The organism is Amycolatopsis alba DSM 44262 (assembly GCF_000384215.1).
Lineage (GTDB): Bacteria > Actinomycetota > Actinomycetes > Mycobacteriales > Pseudonocardiaceae > Amycolatopsis > Amycolatopsis alba.
This window is the reverse complement of the sequence record NZ_KB913032.1, coordinates 8,832,192-8,851,350: the sequence shown is the minus strand read 5'-3', so window position 1 is coordinate 8,851,350 and position 19,159 is coordinate 8,832,192. Positions and strand designations below refer to the sequence as shown.

The 19,159-nt window shown below is 68.9% G+C and carries 15 protein-coding genes and 1 pseudogene; 7 read left to right on the top strand and 9 right to left on the bottom strand.

Going from position 1 to position 19,159, the window contains the following annotated elements; genetic code table 11:
* Positions 1-29: 29 nt before the first annotated feature.
* Both AMYAL_RS0140795 and AMYAL_RS0140790 read left to right on the top strand, forming a co-directional pair.
* A complete protein-coding gene (locus tag AMYAL_RS0140795; RefSeq protein ID WP_020637085.1) occupies positions 30-623 on the top strand; it encodes a TetR/AcrR family transcriptional regulator in 594 nt (197 codons plus the stop codon).
* 2 nt (positions 624-625) lie between these two features.
* The gene (locus tag AMYAL_RS0140790) at positions 626-1,474 is read left to right on the top strand and encodes an oxidoreductase (RefSeq protein ID WP_020637084.1); all 849 of its coding nucleotides are present in this window, start codon (positions 626-628) and stop codon (positions 1,472-1,474) included.
* 27 nt (positions 1,475-1,501) lie between these two features.
* On the opposite strand, the gene AMYAL_RS47445 is transcribed toward AMYAL_RS0140790, so the two are convergent.
* Positions 1,502-1,993: an aldo/keto reductase gene (locus tag AMYAL_RS47445; protein WP_020637083.1), complete on the bottom strand. Its 492-nt coding sequence runs from the start codon at positions 1,991-1,993 to the stop codon at positions 1,502-1,504.
* Positions 1,994-2,068: 75 nt separating this feature from the next.
* The gene (locus AMYAL_RS50240) at positions 2,069-2,938 is read right to left on the bottom strand and encodes a dihydrofolate reductase family protein (protein WP_143267740.1); all 870 of its coding nucleotides are present in this window, start codon (positions 2,936-2,938) and stop codon (positions 2,069-2,071) included.
* A gap of 167 nt (positions 2,939-3,105) precedes the next feature.
* Here AMYAL_RS50240 and AMYAL_RS0140775 point away from each other — a divergent pair, with 167 nt between their 5' ends.
* Positions 3,106-4,263 carry an alpha/beta hydrolase fold domain-containing protein gene (locus tag AMYAL_RS0140775; RefSeq protein ID WP_039794881.1) on the top strand — a complete coding sequence of 386 codons (1,158 nt, stop codon included), beginning with the start codon at positions 3,106-3,108 and terminating at the stop codon, positions 4,261-4,263.
* Between the two features lie 81 nt (positions 4,264-4,344).
* Here the strand turns inward: AMYAL_RS0140775 and AMYAL_RS49700 are convergent, their stop codons facing one another.
* From AMYAL_RS49700 to AMYAL_RS0140740, 6 genes are all read right to left on the bottom strand, one after another.
* On the bottom strand, positions 4,345-4,662 hold the full coding sequence (locus AMYAL_RS49700) for a GNAT family N-acetyltransferase (RefSeq protein ID WP_209447282.1): 318 nt from the start codon (positions 4,660-4,662) through the stop codon (positions 4,345-4,347).
* A 174-nt stretch (positions 4,663-4,836) separates the two neighbouring features.
* Positions 4,837-5,724, bottom strand: a complete 888-nt coding sequence (locus AMYAL_RS48145; protein WP_020637079.1) for a hypothetical protein — start codon at positions 5,722-5,724, stop codon at positions 4,837-4,839.
* Positions 5,725-6,082: 358 nt separating this feature from the next.
* Complete coding sequence (locus AMYAL_RS0140760) at positions 6,083-6,763, bottom strand: alpha/beta hydrolase (protein ID WP_020637078.1); 681 nt, start codon at positions 6,761-6,763, stop codon at positions 6,083-6,085.
* Positions 6,764-7,360: 597 nt separating this feature from the next.
* A complete protein-coding gene (locus AMYAL_RS0140750; RefSeq protein ID WP_020637076.1) occupies positions 7,361-7,927 on the bottom strand; it encodes a hypothetical protein in 567 nt (188 codons plus the stop codon).
* Positions 7,928-8,163: 236 nt separating this feature from the next.
* On the bottom strand, positions 8,164-8,820 hold the full coding sequence (locus tag AMYAL_RS0140745) for a response regulator (protein ID WP_020637075.1): 657 nt from the start codon (positions 8,818-8,820) through the stop codon (positions 8,164-8,166).
* Complete coding sequence (locus tag AMYAL_RS0140740; RefSeq protein WP_020637074.1) at positions 8,817-9,959, bottom strand: sensor histidine kinase; 1,143 nt, start codon at positions 9,957-9,959, stop codon at positions 8,817-8,819. Before AMYAL_RS0140740 ends, AMYAL_RS0140745 begins: the two co-directional genes overlap by 4 nt.
* 162 nt (positions 9,960-10,121) lie before the next feature.
* On the opposite strand from AMYAL_RS0140740, the gene AMYAL_RS0140730 reads away from it, so the two are divergent.
* Complete coding sequence (locus AMYAL_RS0140730) at positions 10,122-10,595, top strand: DUF6326 family protein (protein ID WP_020637072.1); 474 nt, start codon at positions 10,122-10,124, stop codon at positions 10,593-10,595.
* A 76-nt stretch (positions 10,596-10,671) separates the two neighbouring features.
* Here AMYAL_RS0140730 and AMYAL_RS0140725 read toward each other — a convergent pair whose 3' ends face one another.
* On the bottom strand, positions 10,672-11,553 hold the full coding sequence (locus AMYAL_RS0140725) for a barstar family protein (RefSeq protein WP_020637071.1): 882 nt from the start codon (positions 11,551-11,553) through the stop codon (positions 10,672-10,674).
* A gap of 457 nt (positions 11,554-12,010) precedes the next feature.
* On the opposite strand from AMYAL_RS0140725, the gene AMYAL_RS0140720 reads away from it, so the two are divergent.
* The 3 genes and pseudogenes from AMYAL_RS0140720 to AMYAL_RS0140705 all read left to right on the top strand — a co-directional run bounded on the left by AMYAL_RS0140720 (position 12,011) and on the right by AMYAL_RS0140705 (position 19,143).
* Complete coding sequence (locus AMYAL_RS0140720; RefSeq protein ID WP_143267738.1) at positions 12,011-12,394, top strand: hypothetical protein; 384 nt, start codon at positions 12,011-12,013, stop codon at positions 12,392-12,394.
* A gap of 143 nt (positions 12,395-12,537) precedes the next feature.
* Positions 12,538-13,784: pseudogene (locus AMYAL_RS47430) on the top strand (HNH endonuclease signature motif containing protein).
* Between the two features lie 1,045 nt (positions 13,785-14,829).
* The gene (locus AMYAL_RS0140705) at positions 14,830-19,143 is read left to right on the top strand and encodes a type I polyketide synthase (protein WP_425332245.1); all 4,314 of its coding nucleotides are present in this window, start codon (positions 14,830-14,832) and stop codon (positions 19,141-19,143) included.
* Positions 19,144-19,159 lie beyond the last annotated feature (16 nt).

Here is a 19,159-nt window from a genome sequence, read left to right as displayed (position 1 = left end):
TTTCCTCTGCGCTGTGTCATAGTGATGTCGTGGCAGCGAAACGGCGGGACACCCCGAGCAAGGGCGACCTACGGGAACAGGCGATCCTGGACGCCGCCGAGATGCTGCTCGAACGGGAACACACCGAGCCGATGACCGTCGAGTCGATCGCCAAGGGAGCGGGCATCTCCCGCGGCTCGCTGTACTTCTACTTCGGGTCGAAACAGGAGGTTCTCGCCGCACTGGTCGCCCGCACCGTCGCCCGGTTGCACATGGACGATCGGTCCGCTGACCCCGGCCTGCCCGCGCACGACATCGTGCGACGGGCTGTGGAGAACACGGCCCGCGCCTGGCGTGAGCACGGACCCGTGATGCGGGCGGCGGTCGAGTTCGGCCCCGAAGTGCCCGAGATCGCCCAGCTGTGGCGCGACACCATCGCCAACAACACCGAGGCCATGACTCGTGTCCTCGTCGCGGCCGGCCTGCCCGACGAGGACGGCCCGACCGGCGCGGCGGCGCTCGCCCAGGCCCTGTGCTGGATGACCGAACGCAACTTCTACCACGCGTCGACACAACCCGGCGGCCTTGATCGCGTGACCGAGACGATGGTCGAGATCTGGTGCCGCGTCCTACCTGGAGGGTAGCCATGCTTTTCCTGATCACCGGTGTCAGCAGCGGTCTCGGCCGGGCATTCGCCCAAGGGGCGCTCGACGCCGGGCACACCGTCGTCGGCACGGCCCGCCGGGCGGAGGACGTCGCGGCGTTCGAAGCGCTCGCGCCGGGACGTGCGCACGCGCGTCGGCTGGATGTCACCGACGACGACGCGGTGTTCTCCGTCGTGGGGGAGATCGAGGCTCAGGTCGGGCCGATCGACGTGCTCATCGCGAACGCCGGATACGGACACGAGGGAGTGTTCGAGGAATCACCGCTGTCCGAGCTGCGGGCGCAGTTCGCCGTCAACGTGTTCGGTGTGGCCGCGACGGTGCAGGCGGTACTGCCGTTCATGCGCAAACGTCGTGCGGGACACGTGTTCGCGGTCAGCTCCATGGGCGGGTTGATGACCGTGCCCGGACTGGCCTACTACTGCGGCAGCAAGTATGCCGTGGAGGGCATGCTGGAGACCGTTGCCAAGGAGGTCGCGGACTTCGGCGTGCACGTGACGATCATTGAACCGGGCTCGTTCCGCACCGACTGGGCCGGCCGATCCATGGTCCGCACACAACGATCCATCCAGGACTACGACACGCTGTTCGAACCCATTCGCGCGGCCCGGCAAGCGGCCAGCGGCAACCAGCTGGGCAACCCGGCCAAAGCGGCCGAGGCCGTCCTGAAGGTCCTGGAAGCCGAGAAACCGCCCGTGCATCTGGTCCTGGGATCGGACGCGCTGCGACTGGCCACGGCAGGCCGCGCGGCGGTCGACAAGGATCTGCACGAGTGGGAGAAGCTGTCCCGCTCCACCGACTTCCCCGACGGCCACCAGATCGCGTCGAACTGACCACGACGTGCCCGGCGAGCACAGAGCTCAGCCCCGCGCGACCTCGGCGGTGTGCGCGGGGGTGTAGCGCTCGCCCGTCACCAGGCGGCTCAACGGGTCAAGCGCGGCCAGCGCTTCGGCGTCCAGGACCAGCTCCAGTGCGACCGCGTTCTGCTCCAGCCTGGCGGGGCTGCGGGTGCCCGGAATGCTTGCCACCGCCACCCCGAGCCGCTCGGTCCGGGCGTACACCCAGGCCAGCGCCACCTGGGCCGGGGCGGCACCGAGCCGGTCGGCCACTTCGCGCACGGTCTGCGCGATCTTCTCGTTGGCTTCGCCTGCCTCCCCGGCGAAACGGGGGTTGGTACGCCGGAAATCCTTCTCCCCCAACGTGGAGCGGTCGAGGGTGCCGGTCAGGAACCCCCGCCCCAGCGGCGAGTACGGCACCAGCCCGACCCCCAGTTCGGCCATCACCGGGGTGACCGCTTCGACGTCGCGGGTCCACAGCGAATATTCGCTCTGTACCGCGGTGATCGGGTGCACCGCGTGCGCCCGGCATGAGCCGTGCCTGGTCCTCCTGACGAGCGACCAACGGCATGAGCCGGACGTTCAACCTGTTCAGATCTGGCCGTAGGTCAGCTGGACGACGCCATTGCCGAAGGCCGTCGTGGTCTTCAAGGCGAGCGGGAAGTTCGGGCCCTCTGCGGGGAACAAGCGCTTGCCGGTGCCGACCACGACCGGGTACAGCAATAGCTTCAGCTCGTCGACGAGGCCTTCGGACAGCAACCACCGGACGGTCGTCCCGCTGCCGCTGGTCATGATGTCGCCGCCGGATTCCGCCTTCAGCTCGCGGATGGCCGCTGCGGGGTCGTCGGGCAGCAGCGTCGAGTTGCTCCACGTGACCTCGGACAGCGTCGTCGAGAGGACGTACTTGCGGACGCTGTTCATGAAGTCGGCGCCTTCGTCGTCTGCGACGGTGCGCTCGGGCCAGGCGGCCGCGAAGCCCTCGTAGGTGACGCGGCCGAGGAGCATGGTGTCGGCGGCGGCCATGCCGGCGTCGACGGACGCGGCGATCTCGTCACTCCAGTAGGGGAGGGACCACTTGTCGGGCGCTTCGACGACGCCGTCGAGCGCAACGAACAAGTTCGACACCAGTTTGCGCATGTGATTGTCCTTTGTTTCCAAGGTTTCGAGTGCAGGTGGGGGCCGCCCGACCTCGAGCACGGGCGGCCACCCGTGCTTTCGGGCATAGCGGGCGGCCTTCGCGGCGAGGACGGCTCCGATGCCGTCCCCTCCGACGAGCAGCCGGGCCGGATCCGCGCCCAGCTCGGCGGCGTGGGCCGCCGACCACTCCAGGACCTCCCGCGCGTCCGGGAAGTCCCGCGGCCCGGCCGAGACCACGATGACCCGTGTCGCGGCCGGCGAACTGCCGTCGGTGAACCACACCAGCAGCGGCGGTGGGGGGATGAGCCGAGCGGGCCAGTACACCTGGGCCACACCACCACGCAGGTGCAGCTCCGCGCGTCCTTGACCAGTTCCTCCAGCCACGACCAAGCTTGCCACGTCGGCCGCGGGTCCGGGAAAGGCCGATCTTGCATCACCGACGTGCGTGGCCGGTATGACACGGACACCGCCGAAGGCAGATACTCGGCGGCATGCCTGGTTTGAGGCCGCTACCCGCCACTGACGCGATCGAGCTCAAACACCTGCGTGCGTTCGTCGCCGTCGCCACGGAGCTCAACTTCGGCCGGGCGGCGGCCCGCCTGTACGTCTCGCAACCGGCGCTCAGCCGTCAGATCCAGGCGCTGGAACGGCTGATCGGCTGTCCGCTTCTGCTGCGCTCGACACACCGCGTCGAGCTGACGCTCGCCGGCGAGGCGCTGCTGGGTACCGCTGTGCCGCTCCTGGCCGATCTCGACGATGCGGTCGCCCTGACTCGCTCGGCCGGCGGCGAGGTGGCAGCCCGTGTCGCGCAGCTGTGGGACGGGGTCGCCGAGGACGGCAAACCCGGCTTACCGCAGATGCGGGAGGCCTACGAGGCCCTCAACGCCCAGTTCCCGGTGCCGGACGGTACGCGGGTCCGGCCGGTGCAGGCCGGCGGTGTGTCCGCACTGGTCGTGTCGGCGGGCGCGGCCGGCCCGCCACGTCTGCTGCACCTGCACGGCGGTGGATTCATCTCCGGCTCCGCGTTCGGATACCGGCCGCTCGCCGGCGCGCTGGCCGCGGCGACCGGCGCCACCGTGGTGCTGCCGGACTACCGGCTCGCGCCCGAGCACCCGTTCCCGGCCGCGCTGGACGACGCTTTCCTTGCCTACCGGTGGCTGCTCGATCAGGGCACCGACCCGAGCGAACTGGTCATCAGCGGTGACTCAGCCGGCGGCGGGCTGGCCGCGTCGCTCATGGTGAAGCTCGCCCGCGAAGGCTTGCCGCAGCCGGGGCGGGCGGTGCTGCTGTGCCCGTCGGTCAACGTCGTGGACCCGCCGGACGGGACACCGGTGGCGCGGTGGCTTTCGCTGTACGTCGGCGAACACCCGCATACCGATCCGTTGCTGAACGTCTTCGAGGCCGACCTGTCCGGTCTGCCGCCGCTGCTGGTGCAGTCCGGAACCAGTGACACGGTGCTGCACGAGACCCGCCGTTTCGTCGACTACGCCGCCGCGCACGGCGTCGACGTCCAGTTCGACCTCTACCCGGTGGGCACGCACGTGTTCCACCTGTTCTGGTCGTTTCTGCCGGAGGCCGCCGCCGCGCTCGAGCAGGTTGCCGAGTTCGTGCGTTCACCGGCCACCGGTATCGCGGCTGAAGCGGGCTGAGAGCCGGCTCGCTGGGACCTCAACCATCACGGAGCAGCGACAACGTCCGCTCATCGGCATGAGCGGAGATTCGAGGCCTCGCTACAGGGCCGCCCGCGCGTAGCCGCGTCGCCGGTGTGCCGGGTCGACGGCGTAGTCGATCTCCACCATCCCCGCCATGTCGGGAGGCCCGTGGTAGCCGGCTGTTCCGACGGCCACCAGGTGCTGCTGATCCCAGATGATGCCGGTGACCCAGGCCGCAGAGTCAGGATCCGCCGCGAGCTGCCTGCTGCGCCTCTGCCACAGCCCACGCCGGCCCGATCCGGCCAGGTAGGTCGACAGCGGTACCGGGCTGGTCGCCGTCGCTCCGGCCAGATCGCCGCGGGCGAGGGAGTCGAACGTGGGGCCAGTCAGCTGCACGATCCGAACATCCGGCTTCGGCTTGTTCGATGTCGCTGCGTGATGATCGTCCGGCACGGAGACAAACCTGTCACGGATCCGAGCACGACGCATCCGGCATAGCACGTCCGCACGTCGGCATGAGAGGACGGTCGGCCGGATGCCGGGTCGGCGGCGGGCTTGTTCGCAAGCTGGTCAGCGCGACCTTTCGAGAGGGATGTCTTCGAGGCCGAGCCTCAACCACTCGTCACCGACGAGAATGTGCAGGTCCGGCCCTCTGCCGACAACCTGGACTCCCGCGGGCAAGGGTTCTCCACCGGGCTGAACAAGCCGGTACTCGCCGGTGACGTGGAGGCGATCGCCGCTCAGGACACCTGCGACAAGCCGGTTACGATCGGACCCGTAACCGCCGTACAACGCAATGCGGGAGCCGTCCGCCGCGATGGCCTTGGCGCCGCGAACGTCGTTGTGCCAGGCAGTCACCGTGTCGTTGTGGATTCGGACTATGGGGAAGTCGGAGTAATAGCAGGCCCACACCGTGTCCCCGTCGACATTGAGGGCATAGCAGTCGTCGATCGGGCTCCAGTCGTTCTCGCCGTGTGCCGGAAAGTGCCACTCCGAGGTCATCGCGGCGGAGAAGCGTGTCAGCCCGCTCGCGCCCAAGGGCGGGGGGCTTTCTGTTTCGCCCCAGCCGAAGTTGCCGTAGACGCCTTCGTCGAAGTAGCCCACCCAGATCTCGCCTCGTCCGGTGGTCCGCACGTGTCCGATGCCGTCGCCGAGAGTCCCTTCGAGCAGGACCGCCCCGGTGAAGTCGTACACGGTCGCGTTGCGTTCCGGCCCCTCCGGCCGCCACCGGCACCTGGGACTGACGACAAGCACCTGCCCGTCCGGCAGAGGCTGCACGGAGGCGTACGTGGCCGACAGCGCCGGGATCCGTGCAGTGACTGCGATATCCGGCGCGTGCACGGTCACGCGTGCCGCGACGGGCCGCGACGTCCGGGTGCCGGGAAACGTGGCGCCGCCTGGTTTCGTCGTCCGCGAGGTGAGATCCGGCAGGTCATCCGCTGCTGCCCACAGGCCCACGACCTCGCCTGCCGGGCCGACTGATGCGGAGACCAGCAGATCCCCTGTCTCAGGCGCCGTGAGGTGCGCGTGGTGACGAGCGCGGATCGCTCCTGATGCCGCCTTCGCCCACCGACCTCGGCCGGCCCAACCCTTGATCACGCACACATTCGAGCACGCGATCACGCACCCGGTCCACCACATTCAGCCGCGGCCATGCTCGCTCAGCGACAGAAGGGGACGTTCGGTGGCACTTGGTCGGCGGGACACCCGACCGTGAGCTGACCGGCCGGTTATCCGACCTCACCAAGCCCTCGGGGACCGCATCCCGCATGTGGTGTGCACCGAGGGCCGCGGTACCTGCGCGGAGGGTCCCCGGTTAGAGGTCGATGATGAGCTTCAGGACCAGCTCTGAAGCGTTGTGCATGAAGTTGTGTGTGGTGTCCCATGCATGCACAGTGACCTGTTCGTCGGCGCGTGCTTTCGCCGTCACCGCCGCGAGCGGTGATTCGCCAGGCCACGCTGTTGCTTCGACATAGTGCTTGATGGGTACGCGGCGCCATGCCCCCGTGAGTTTTGAGGCTTGCATCAGTGTGGCCAGCGGGTGCGGGCGTGCACGCCTATCGAAAAACGGCAAGGGGTCAACGAAAGCTCCGGTACGGGCCGACCCGTCGACGTACCAGGCATGTTCCTCGTCGTTGGTCATCGACCAGCTGGAATCCCCATTTTCGGGCATCAGAGCGTCCAGATAGACCAGTGCTCGGATTCGGTCGCATTCGGCGTCCGCGACACCGCTGATGATGCTTCCACCGTAGCTATGACCGACGAGGACTGCATCGCGCTTGCCGTCCACCTCCGCCGGAACTGCCCGCAGTGCCTGGATGGCCTGGTGCACATGGTCGTCCAGGGTGATCACCTGTTGTGGCGGGTTCGCGTCCGGATCCAGGCCCAAGGGAGTGAGCGCGATGACGGTGTGCCCGGCCTCCTCGAGAGCGGGGACTACGGGGTCGTACCACCAGCCGCCGTGCCAGGCGCCGGGTACAAGCAGATAAGTGGTCACGGGTGGATTTCCTTCCGGTGCGGGCCAATAGTCAAGATCGGCATCCTCGCAGACGACACCGACAAGATTCGCGGAGTCGGCCGGTTGCCGTGCTCCGATCGACCACGGTTTGCCGCTTGCACATCGGCAAGAGCGGACGTTGGGACTGGTCCGCAACGTCGGCGACCCGCGTTACCGGTACTCGGCCGACGGCCTTCCCTACGGTTACTCTCTCGATCGGCCTGATCACGAGACCGACCCATGGGAGATCGAAATCGTCGAGCAGGCAGCCGAATTCGAGACTTGTCCTCCGCGAGCCTGCTTGAGCACTTAACGGCTGTCGGCCGCTGCGTCCGCGTCATGGGCTACGTCTACCTCGACGCATCGGCGATGGCGGCGTGAAGACGCCGATCCGGCCACATGAAGCACGCGGATCCATCCGCACCGCGATGCCGACGCCACAGGCGGGCCGCGACGTAGGTGCGCCGGATTCGGCAAAGCACACCCAATCCTCCGTACTCGGGAACGGTGGCATGGTCCGCTATCGCGGTGGCGTCGCCTACCAGGCCTCGGTGGTGCGGCAGTGCGCCGTTGGTGCACGAACCAGGGCGTCGAGCGCTAGCGCAGGTACGCGAGGAGACCCACTTCTGGTTCCAGTGCGCCGGGCTGGGCGAGGGCATGAAAGTCGGCCTCGACGGCGGCGCGATCCAGTGCTTGTGCCCGAACGGCTTGGTAGCGCACGATCGAGTAGAGGAAGACATCGAGGTTGTCGAACTGGGTGTTCGCCTCGATCACCTCCTCCTCGTGGAACCAGACGGCGACGCGGCCGTTGGTCAGCACGACGTAGAGGTTTCCGCCGCCGTCGGAGGCGATGGACCACACGTCGTCGTCGGAGAGGGCTGTCTCGTAGTCGGAGTCGAGGATCTGGCAGTCGTTGCCGGCGAAGTCGAACCCGTAGGAGTCGTCGGTCACGTCGACGACCCACGGCAGCGTCCCTGACCTGACTCTGCGGTCGAACGCCGCGAGCGCCGCGGCGGCGTCCTGCGGTAGCCGGGCGAGGAACGGCTCGATCGGCCGGATCGGCTCAGTGATCCGGATCGTCGGCCGGTCCGGGAACCAGCGGGCCAGGTCGGCGTCAAGGTCTCGGTCGCCGTAGCCGACAAGCTGGTCGACGGTGAATTCCATCCGATGAGCATAGTGATGTGTCATGGACGTCGACCCGGTAATCGATCTCGCGGCGCGATCGGCCAACTGGGTTCACATGTCATGCGCTGGAGGCGCTCTGAAGTTGTCCCCCGAAGACCGGACACCGGATTTCATGCCAGGAGGGCAAGCCCGTTCGTAGTTGACCCGCAGGCCGCTATGACGCAGCGCCCTGACGAACAGGTGGACTGCCGCGGTCTGTGCGAGGCAGGTTCGGTTCAGTCTCCCACCCGGCCGGTGTCGTACGCCCACATCGCGATCTCGACCCTGTTCCGGGCGCCGATTTTGGTCAGCAGGCTGGCGACGTGAGTCTTGGCGGTCGTCAAGCCGATGTACAGCTCGGCGGCGATCTCTGCGTTCGTGCGGCCGCGGGCGACCAGCGTCAGCACCTCCTCTTCGCGTTCGGTGAGCGGCTCGATCGGTTGGGTCCGCCGGCTCGACGGTTCCCGGCCGGCGAGCGTGGCCAGCAGCCGCCGGGTGATGTTCGGCGCGATCAGGGCATCGCCGACGGCGGCGGCATGGACGGCCTGGACGAGCAGCTCCGTCCCGGCGTCCTTGAGCAGAAAGCCTCGGGCGCCGGCCCGGAGCGCACCATGAACGTACTCATCGAGGTCGAATGTCGTGATCACGACCACTGCGATCGGATCCGGGACACCCCGTCCGGCGAGGAGCTTGGTCACCTCGATGCCGTCGAGCCCCGGCATCTGGATGTCGACCAGGCACACGTCGGGGCGGAGCCGATGCGCCAGCTCGACGGCGGCGTGGCCGTCGGCGGCCTGGCCGACGACCTCGATGCCGGGCTGCGCGTCAAGGATCATCGACAGGCCGGTGCGCACCAGATCCTGGTCGTCGGCCACCAGCACGCGCACCGTCATCGGCGCACCTTGATCGGCAGTTCGGCGTCGACCGTCCACCCGCCCTCGGGCGCCGGCCCGGCACGCAGCGTGCCGCCGAGCAGCTGCGCACGCTCGGTCATCCCCAGCAGCCCGAAGCCGTGGTTCGCCGACCGTGCCGGGTCGACCTGTCCGTCGTCGGTCACGCGTAGTCGCAGCGTTCCCGCGCCGTCCACGACCCGGATCTCCACACGCGAGGCGTTGCGGGCGTGTCGCAGGGCGTTGGTCAGCGCCTCCTGCGCCAGCCGGTAGACCGCCGCGTCGATCTGGGGCGGAAGTTCGTCCAGGTCATCAGGCAACTCCACGTCGACGACCGGGACCGGGGCGCGTCTGGCGAGGGACACCAGGTCGGCAACGCCGGGCTGGGGGGCGTACCCCGCCGGCGCTCCGTCGCGCAGCACACCGACCATCGCCCGCATCTCCGCGAGCGTCCGCGACGCTTCCCCTTCGATCGCCACCAGCACCTCGAGTGCCGCCTCAGGTCGCCGGCCTGCCATCGCCCGGCCCGCCTGAGCCTGCACCGCGATCGCCGAGACGTGGTGGGCGACGATGTCGTGCAACTCGCGCGCGAGACCGACCCGCTCCTGGCCGCGGATCTGGTCCCACTCCCGGCGCCGGCTCTCGGCGCGGTAGCGGACCGCCGCTCCGCCCGCCGCCGCCGCGGCCAGGATGGCGAACCCGCCGGTGACCTCGGTCGGCCCGATGTAGTCGGGGACCATGCCGATTCCCGCGGCGACCGCCACCACCGCCAGCCCGGTCACGATCTCGCGCCCTGAGCCCCAGCGGACCAGCGCGTAGACGAGCACCAGGACGTAGATCATCGTGTCGAGGCCCACGCTCGGGGCGCCGCCCAGCAGGCTCGCCAGTCCCAACGCCAGCGCGGTGCCGAAGGCCACCACGACACAGGCCAACGGGTGGGTACGCCGCCACAGCAGCACCGGCGCGAGTCCGACCGCCACGATCGTCGCGAACGGCCGCCAGGCGACGTCGTCCCGGAGGACTCCCTCGAACAGCGCCGTCACCATCAACGCCCCGACCAGAACCCAGTCGCGCGACATCCGTTCGGGAGCGTCCGTGGCGCGCGGCTCGGCCCACAGCGAGCGCAGGGCGTTGGTGGTCACGCACCCAGCCTAGGGACCGCCGAGGCGTCGGGGACCGACCGAAAGAACGAGACGCCGCTCCTCCCCACGGCCGGGGCGGGTCCGGCCTCGACGACGATGTGCCCGCCGCCGGGCTCGGCGATCGTTGGCCCACCGGTCCTCACCACGACAAGGGAGCCCACGATGAGAACACGTCAACCCACCACGACCGCACTGGACGAGCAGCGGATCCCGATGAGAGCCAAGCTCGCCGCGGCGTGGACGACCCTTGTGCTCCTCTACGCCTATGTAGACATTCTCGCCTTCTTCAAACCCGGCGTCATCAAAGACATCGAGGCGGGCATCGTCTTCGAGTTCGACATCAGCCAGACGTTGTTCACCGTCTTCCTCACGCTCATGGCGATCCCGATCCTCATGGTCGTGCTGTCGATGACCCTGCCCGCCCGTGCGAACCGCACCACGAACCTCATCGTGGCCTCGGTCCAGGTCCCCTTCGCGGCGTTCAACGTGGTGGGCGGGTCCTGGACGTACTTCTACGGCCTCGGCGTCGCGCTGGAATTCGTCGTTCTCGCCCTCATCCTGCGGTACGCCTGGATCTGGCCCCGCACCGCACCGTCGGCGACCAGCCCGGACCGTGAAACCGTTCGCGCCCAGTAGCGATGGCCGCCACCCGACAACATCAAGACTTCCCGCGTCAGCGGGTCATCGAGATGCGGCTGTGACAGGCGCACGGTCAGCGCAGGTCGATCTCTATCCGGTGCGTCGTGAGCATGTCCACAAGGTATTCGAGGGTCGGTCGGCGCCGGTCGTCGTCGGCGACGAGGTGGACGCGGGCGACGGCCGAGTCGTGCCACACCAGACGAAACGGGGTCTGTGCGCCGAAATCTCCACGGAGGCAGTCCTCCAGCGCGTCGAGGTTCCAGCCGAAGTACCCGCCTGGGCCGTTGATCGCCTCGCCGATCGCGCAGTAGAACCCCTCGATATCGGTCACGAACCGGCCGTCGAGATCGTAGGCGGTGCCGGGTGGCCCGTCAGGTGCGCTCGATTTGTGTCCGAGCGCCACCCCGGCCCACCGGTGCCGCAGATCTCTGCCGTAGCCGGCCCACAGGTTCCGCTGGGACGGCCGTCCGGTGCGCCAATGCTCCAGGATGTCGAGGATTCCCGTCGGCAACGGCTCCCTCGCGTCCAGATCGACGGTCACGTCCAGGAGCCCGGTGCCGAGCCGCGACGGAATGGCTGCGCTGACTGTTCCGGACACCACGGCCCCGATCACCAGGCCGGCGGAACCATCGGTGGCGACGGCGTGGACCTCGCCGCGGATCCGGCGGCGGCGCAGGCCGGCCTTGGAGGACTGTCCCAGCGCGCCGAGTGCGGCCCGCAACGCCGGTTCCGGCCGGCAACCGAGGAGCCTGATTTCCGGCACCAGTGCTGCCATCCCGTCCGCGGGAGCGTCGACGAACAGTCCCTCGATGTCCGCGCACAGCGCCAGCGGGACGTCGTCGTGGGAATCACCGAGGCCGATGTCACCACAGAGCAGCCAGCGTGGGCCGACCGGATGTGTCCATGTCCACCGCTGCTGCTCCCGCCGAAGACCGGCATCGGGATTGACCGCCACTCCTACAACACTATCCGCAGAGAACCGCGACGGGCCGGATCGCTGTGATAAGCCTTGGTCTGCGCTGCCGTCGCTCCAAGCTACTGAGAACGTGTTCTTGCAACGACACCGCGCCGCAACGACATTGGCAACTGCCGGATGGCTGTGCCATCGCGCTGGGAGATGCCAATTGGCGCCTGTCGGCACAGTGAAATGTCTTCAATTTCACCCAGTCCACCACGCCATCTGTGCCTATTCATTGAATGCGATGTGACGACAGGCGATAGTTGGCACGAAGCTCCGACGCGCCGCGCTCCGTTGAACGCTGACCTGTGACCGTGAGCGCCAGGTGGCCGGTGAGCGTCGTGTACAACCGCTGGGCCACATCTCGCGATGCATGTTGCTGTCTGTCGGCGGGCTGCGGCCCCGTCGCAGGCCCTCGACGGTCGGCTCTTGATAGCACGGCCATGATTCGTCGGTGGATAGTGAAGAGTTGGTGTCAGTCGAGTTGGCCGACGACGAGCGCGAGGTGCTGCGTCGTGGGTTGGCTGAGTGGGGTGGGCCCGCGAGCTGCACTGAAGCGCTCGCGGTGGCGATGGGTTTCAGGAGCGTGGCGGGTCTTTTGGAAGACGGGGGTCGGCTTCGGGCAGCACTGGCTGCCGGCGAGCCGTTGAGTCCTCAGGACTGGCGACGAGTGGTGACGGCTACAGAAATCGTGTTCGCCAGTGACGTGTTCGGATCTGGCCTTGATTGGTCGATCACGACAGGCTTCTCGGACGAGCAGACGATCAAGATCCTGCGGCGGTTGCAACGAACGATCAGCCGCACGCTCCACGGCGCACGCCATCGTCTCGATGGTTGAGCGTCCTAGTGATCGTGACTGCGCCAACTGCCTCCGGTAGATGCCAACTACCCCCTGTCGGCACAATGCGAAATATCTTCAATCCCCTTTCGGGAAACCGTTTCACATTCGCACACTTGTTCGATTGTTGGTATTCTTGTGGGGTGTCCAGTCAGCGAATCCTCGAACCGCCACACGAGCTGTGGCGTGCCGGTGCGCGCGAACTCGCGCACGGCGTAGTCGAGCGCATGTCGTTGGCACGCCAAGCGCTGGCGGAGGTCGGGCAGTTTCTGGTGGAGATCGAGTCCCGTGGTCCGATGGAGTTGTTCGGGCATGGTTCGACGGCGGGCTGGTTCGCCGAAACCGCCCGCATCAGCCCCAAAGAAGCAGGTGCCACTGTGGCACGAGCGATCGCCTTGAACGAGGGCCGGAATCTGGACGGCACCCCCGCCCCGGCTTTCGCTCCGCTCGCGGGTGCGGCTGCGGCCGAGGGCGACCTTGGCCACCAGCAACTCGACCCTCTCCTGGCGGTACTCAAGAAGATCCCGGCCGAGGTGTCAGCCGAAGACCGGTCAGGGGCGGAACAGATCCTGGTCAACCTCGCCCGCAACGCCGGTCCGCAGCAGATCATCAACGGCGGGGCTGAACTGCTGGCCCACCTCGACCCGGATGGCAACGAACCCAAGGACGAAGACCTGACACCGCCCTCCCGCGAGGTGCATCTGCGGAAACGTGACGATGGCTGGTGGCGGCTCAACGGCCTTCTCGACCCCGAATTCGGGGCTCGCGCGAACGCCTTGTTCGAGACCTGGGGACAGCGAAGACCCGTCGACGAGGACGGCAACCGCGACCCCCGCACCCCGGCGAACGCCACGGCGACGCACTCTTCGACGCCATCCACTACGCGATGACCAATGAGAAGGCGCCGACGTTGTCCGGAGACCGGACCACGATCGTAGTCACCATCCCCCTGGACACTCTGACGTCAGGCTTGGGGTGGGCGTGCGTGGACGAGGTCACCCAAATCACCGCACGCCACGCCCGCCTACTCGCCTGCGACGCCAAAATCATCCCCGCCATCCTCGGATCAGAGAGCGAACCACTCGACATCGGCCGCGCCGCCCGCACCGTCACCCCAGCACAACGCCGGGCCCTGAACCTCCGCGACCACGGCTGCGCTTTCCCCGGCTGTCATCGCAAACCCAAACACTGCGAGGCCCACCACATTCTTCCGTGGGGTCATCTCGGCGATACCGACCTTGGCAATCTGTGCCTGCTGTGCCGCTATCACCACATGGTCATCCACGGGCAATCCGGCTGGACAGTCCGCATGGCCACCGACGGCAGGCCCGAATTCATCCCGCCACAGTATTTGGACCCGCTACAGACACCTCGCCGTAACCACCGCTGAAACCCCAGGGAGCCCGCCACCATCACCGGCGACGGGCCCCTCGGCATGCCCAGGGCACGGAGACATCAGCAGCCACAGCGAAGCCGCGCGAAGGCCCCCTCATCGACGCAAGTGCCCACCCCACCGCAAAGCCGGACTCAAAACCCCAAGCCCCACCCTCACGGAGACCAGACCACCAAACGTGGTCACCATTCCTCTGCACACCTGACGTCGGGACTGGGATCCGCGTGTGTGGATGAGGTCTCGCAGATCACCGCCCGTCATGCCCGGATGCTGGCCTGCGACGCCAAGATCATTCCTGGGTGCTCGGGTCGGAGAGCGAACCGCTCGACATCGCCCGCACCGGCACCCTCGCGCAACGCCGGGCTTTGAACCTTCGGGATCACGGCTGCGCCTTCCCCGGAAGCCACCGCAAACCCAAACACCGCGAACCCCATCACATACTCCCGCGGGGACACCGACCTGGCCAACCTCTACCGCTACCACATGGTCATCCACGGCCAATCCGGCTGGAAAGTCCACATCGCCACCGACGGGCGGCCTGGACCCGCTACAAAAGCCTCGCCGTAACCACCGCTGAACCCCCGAGGGAGCCCGCCACCACCGGCGACGGGCCCCTCGGCATGCCCACACCCAGGTGAACCTCGAGCACATGAACAAACCGATCGCAGAGCCAGGTCACTCGCTCATCGGCCTCGGATACTGCGAAAGGGCCTCGTGAGCGGGTAGAGGCAGTTCTCTGTGTCTGACCCAAGGTGAGTGAGGGCGTAACTCGCGTGATCGCCCAGCTCAACCGAACGGGGACGTCTCTCCGTAACCCGAATCGCCACTCATGACCATCTCGACAGGGGGCGCGTGCCTGGTCGGACGACACATGCGTCGATCGCCGTCGCGGACGCAGGTGGGCCTCCGGTTACCGGCGAATGGGGCCAGGGTGGCGAACAGCGCCGAGGGGGAGCGGCGCCCGCGCCCAGGATGAGGCCATGCCCGAGCTGCGTCCGTCTCGTCCGGTCCGGAGAATCTGATGGCGACACCCGAAGAACTGGTGACCGCGCTGCGGGAGTCGGTCAAGGAGAACAGCAGGCTGGCCGCGCGCAACCGCGAACTCGCCGAAGCCGCGCGAGAGCCGGTCGCGATCATCGGCATGGGATGCCGCTACCCCGGCGGGGCCGACTCGCCCGAGGCGCTGTGGGATCTGGTGGCCGCCGGCCGCGACGCGGTCTCGGGGTTCCCCGAGGACCGCGGCTGGAACCTCGCCGAGCTGTTCCATCCCGACCCCGATCATCCTGGCACGTCGTACGCGCGTGAAGGCGGATTCCTCCACGAGGCCGCCGAATTCGACCCCGAGTTCTTCGGTATCTCCCCGCGTGAGGCGCTCGCGATGGACCCGCAGCAGCGGCTCCTGCTGCAGATCAGCTGGGAAGCGATCGAGCGCGCCGGGCTCGACGCTTCGGCGTTGAAGGGCAGCGCGACCGGCGTGTTCGCCGGGATCATGTACCACGACTACGGAACCGGTGTCACCGAGCTGCCCGAGGGCGTCGAGGGTTTCCTCGGCACCGGCACGGCGGGCAGTGTGCTGTCCGGCCGTGTCGCGTACACCTTCGGTTTCGAGGGGCCGGCCGTGTCGGTCGACACCGCTTGTTCGTCGTCGCTGGTGGCCGTCCACCTGGCCGCGCAGGCGCTGCGCGCGGGGGAGTGCTCGCTCGCCCTCGCCGGTGGCGCGACCGTGATGGCCGTCCCGGACACCTTCGTCGAGTTCTCGCGTCAGCGCGGGCTCGCCGCGGACGGGCGCTGCAAGTCGTTCGGCGCGGGCGCCGACGGCACCGGCTGGGGCGAGGGCGCCGGTGTCCTGGTGCTGGAGAAGCTGTCCGACGCCGTCCGGAACGGACACCGGGTGCTCGCCGTCGTCCAGGGTTCCGCGGTCAACTCCGACGGCGCCTCCAATGGGCTCACCGCGCCGAACGGGCCGTCGCAGCAACGCGTGATCCGTGCCGCGCTGGCGAGTGCTGGACTGTCCACTTCGGACATCGACGTCGTCGAGGCGCACGGCACGGGCACGAAACTCGGCGACCCGATCGAGGCCGACACCTTGCTCGCCACGTACGGCCGCGACCGGGAAACCCCGCTGTGGCTCGGCTCGGTCAAGTCGAACATCGGGCACACCCAGGCCGCGGCCGGGGTCGCCGGGATCATCAAGATGGTCGAGGCGATGCGCCGCGGCGAACTGCCGCGCACGCTGCACGCCGAAGAGCCGTCCCCGCACGTAGCCTGGGATTCCGGCGCCGTCGAACTCCTCACCGAACACCGGCCCTGGCCCGTGACCGGCCGCCCGCGCGCGGCGGCGGTGTCGTCGTTCGGGATCAGCGGCACCAACTCGCACGTCGTCCTCCGGCAAGCCCCGGAAGCGGCCCCCGCCGGGCATCACGCGCGAGGCCGAGTCCCCTGGGTGCTCTCGGCTCGCAGCGAGGCCGCCCTTCCCGAGCTGGCGGACCGGCTGCTCCAGACCGGCGGCGACCCCGCCGACATCGCCTGGTCGCTGGCCACCGGCCGGGCGCCGCTGCCGTATCGCGCGGTCGTCACCGGCGCCGACGAAGAAGAACTCCTCGCCGGACTCGGCGCACTGGCCCGCGGCGAGTCCGCGCCCGGCGTCGTCACTGGCCGCGCGGGCAGCGGCAAACTGGCGTTCCTGTGCACCGGTCAAGGGGCGCAGCGGCTCGCGATGGGCACCGCGCTCGCCACGGCGTTCCCCGTCTTCGGCGAGGCTTTCGAACGTGTCGCGGAACGGCTCGACGCGCACACCGGATTCAAGCTCGCCGAGATCCTCGCCTGCGAAGACCAGAACCGCATCGATCGGACCGACGTCGCGCAGCCCGCGTTGTTCGCCTTCGAGGTCGCGATGGCGGAGCTGGTGCGGTCCTGGGGTGCCGAACCGGATTTCCTGCTCGGGCATTCGATCGGCGAGCTCGCCGCGGCGCACGTGGCAGGCGTATGGTCGCTCGACGACGCCGCCCGCCTGGTCGCCGCCCGCGGCCGGTTGATGCAGGCGCAGCCCTCGGGCGGCGTGATGGTCGCGGTGCAGGCCACCGAAGCGGAACTGGACCTGCCCGACGGCGTCAGCATCGCCGCGATCAACGGTCCTTCGTCCGTCGTGCTCTCCGGTGAGGAAGCCGCCGTCGCCGCTGTCCTGGAGACATTCACGGGACGCCGCACCAAACGGCTCTCGGTCAGTCACGCCTTCCATTCCGCGATGATGGACGGGATGCTCGACGACTTCCGTGAGGTCGCCGAGAGCGTGACGTACGCCGAGCCCCGGATCCCGGTCATCGCCGGTGACGGTGGTGATGTCGGTGACCCGAAGTACTGGGTGCGGCAGGTGCGCGAGCCCGTCCGGTTCGCAGACGGCGTCGCTGCCCTGCACGCGCGCGGTGTCCGGCGCTTCGTCGAGATCGGGCCGGACGCCTCCCTGACCGCGCTCGGCGCGGATTGTGTCGCCGACGGGACCTTCATCGCCACGCAACGGAAGGATCGCGACGAGGCGGCCGCCGCCGACCTGGCCCGTGCGAGGCTGTTCACCGCCGGGGTCCGGCTCGACTGGGCCGGGATCCTCGGCGGGGGTGCTCGTGTCGACTTGCCGACGTATCCCTTCCGGCGGGACCGTTTCTGGCTCGGCGCCGCCGACCGGAGCACGCCCCCGGCCCGCCGTTACGAAGTCGTGTGGCGCCCGATCGAACCCATGGCATCACAGGAAACCTGGACCGTTTACGCCCCGGAAACCAACGCCTGGGCCGAAGCCACCGCGAAGGCACTCGACGCACCCCTGGTGACTGAGATCCCGGAGAACGGGCCCGTCCTGGCCTTCCCGGCGGACGGGGCCGCGCTCGCCGCCCTCCTGCGGGACACCCCGGCGAAGATCTGGTGCGCCACCGGCGATCCCGGCGTCGCCGCGGTCGCGCGGGTCGCCGCGATCGAGCAGCCCCGCCGCTGGGGCGGCTGCGTGATCCTGTCCGAAGAGACAGCCGCCGCCCGCCTCAAGGACGTGCTCGGCGGTCCGGAGGACGAGGTCGCGATCCGCGAGGACGGGATCTTCGCCCGCCGGTTCGTTCCCGCCGCCCCTGCGCCTGCCACTCCGTGGACCACGTCCGGCACCGCGCTGATCACCGGCGGCACCGGCGCGCTCGGCGCGCTCGTGGCCGAACGGCTCATCCACGCCGGGACGGAACACGTGGCGCTCCTTTCGCGGCGCGGCGAGGACGCGCCTGGCGCGGCGGAACTGCGCGAACGGCTGGAGGGCCTCGGCGCCCGCGTCAGTATCCACGCCTGCGACGCCGCGGACCGGGAAGCACTGTCCACAGTGGTCACCGGCCTGGAAGACCTGCGCGTGGTCGTGCACACCGCCGGCGTCCTCGACGACGCCCTGCTCGACGACACCACGCCGGAGCGATTCGAAGCCGTCGCCCGGCCGAAGGTGACCGCCGCGCGGCACCTGCGTGAACTCACGAAAGACCTCGACGCGCTGGTCCTGTTCTCCTCCATCGCCGGGGTGCTCGGCAACGGGGGCCAGGCCGCCTACGCCGCCGCGAACGCGGAACTCGACGCGCTCGCGACCCAGTGGCGGACCGAAGGGGTCAAGGCGGTGTCGATCGCCTGGGGCCCGTGGGCCGAGGGCGGCATGGCCGAGGCCGTCGACGACGCCGTCCGCCGCAAGGGTTTGCGCCCGATGACGCCGGAAGCGGCGGCGGAGGAGTTCGTGCGGGCGATCGCCGCGGACGACACCTGCGTCACCGTCGCCGACTTCGACTGGCCGTCGTTCTTCGAGGACTTCCGTGCCGCGCCGATGCTCGCCGAACTGCCGCGACCGGAAACCGCGACGGCCGAAGCACCGGTGGCGGATCTGCGGTCGCGGCTGACCGGGCTGATCGAGCCCGAGCAGCGACGGCTGCTGCTGAAAGTCGCCCGCGAGACCGTGGCCCGCGTGCTCGGCCACCCGGACACGTCGGCGATCGGACCGGACCGCGCGTTCACCGAACTCGGGTTCGACTCGCTCACCGCGGTCGAGTTGCGCAACCGCCTCGACGCGGCGACCGGCCTCGCCGTGCCCGCGACGCTCGTCTTCGACCATCCGACCCCGCAGGCCCTCGCCGCCTACCTCTGGCAGGAACTGGCAGGCACCGAAGACGACCTGGACGGCCTGCTCGACGGGCTGGAAGCCGCGCTCGGCCGTCTCGACCCCGGCGGTGACGAGCACGCCAAGGCGGGCGCACGCCTGCGAAAACTCGCCGAGAGCCTCGACGGGCCCGGCTTCACGCCGTCTTCGGACGACGAACTCTTCGCCTTCATTGACCAGCAACTCGGCGCTTGAGCCGGGTGCACGCGAC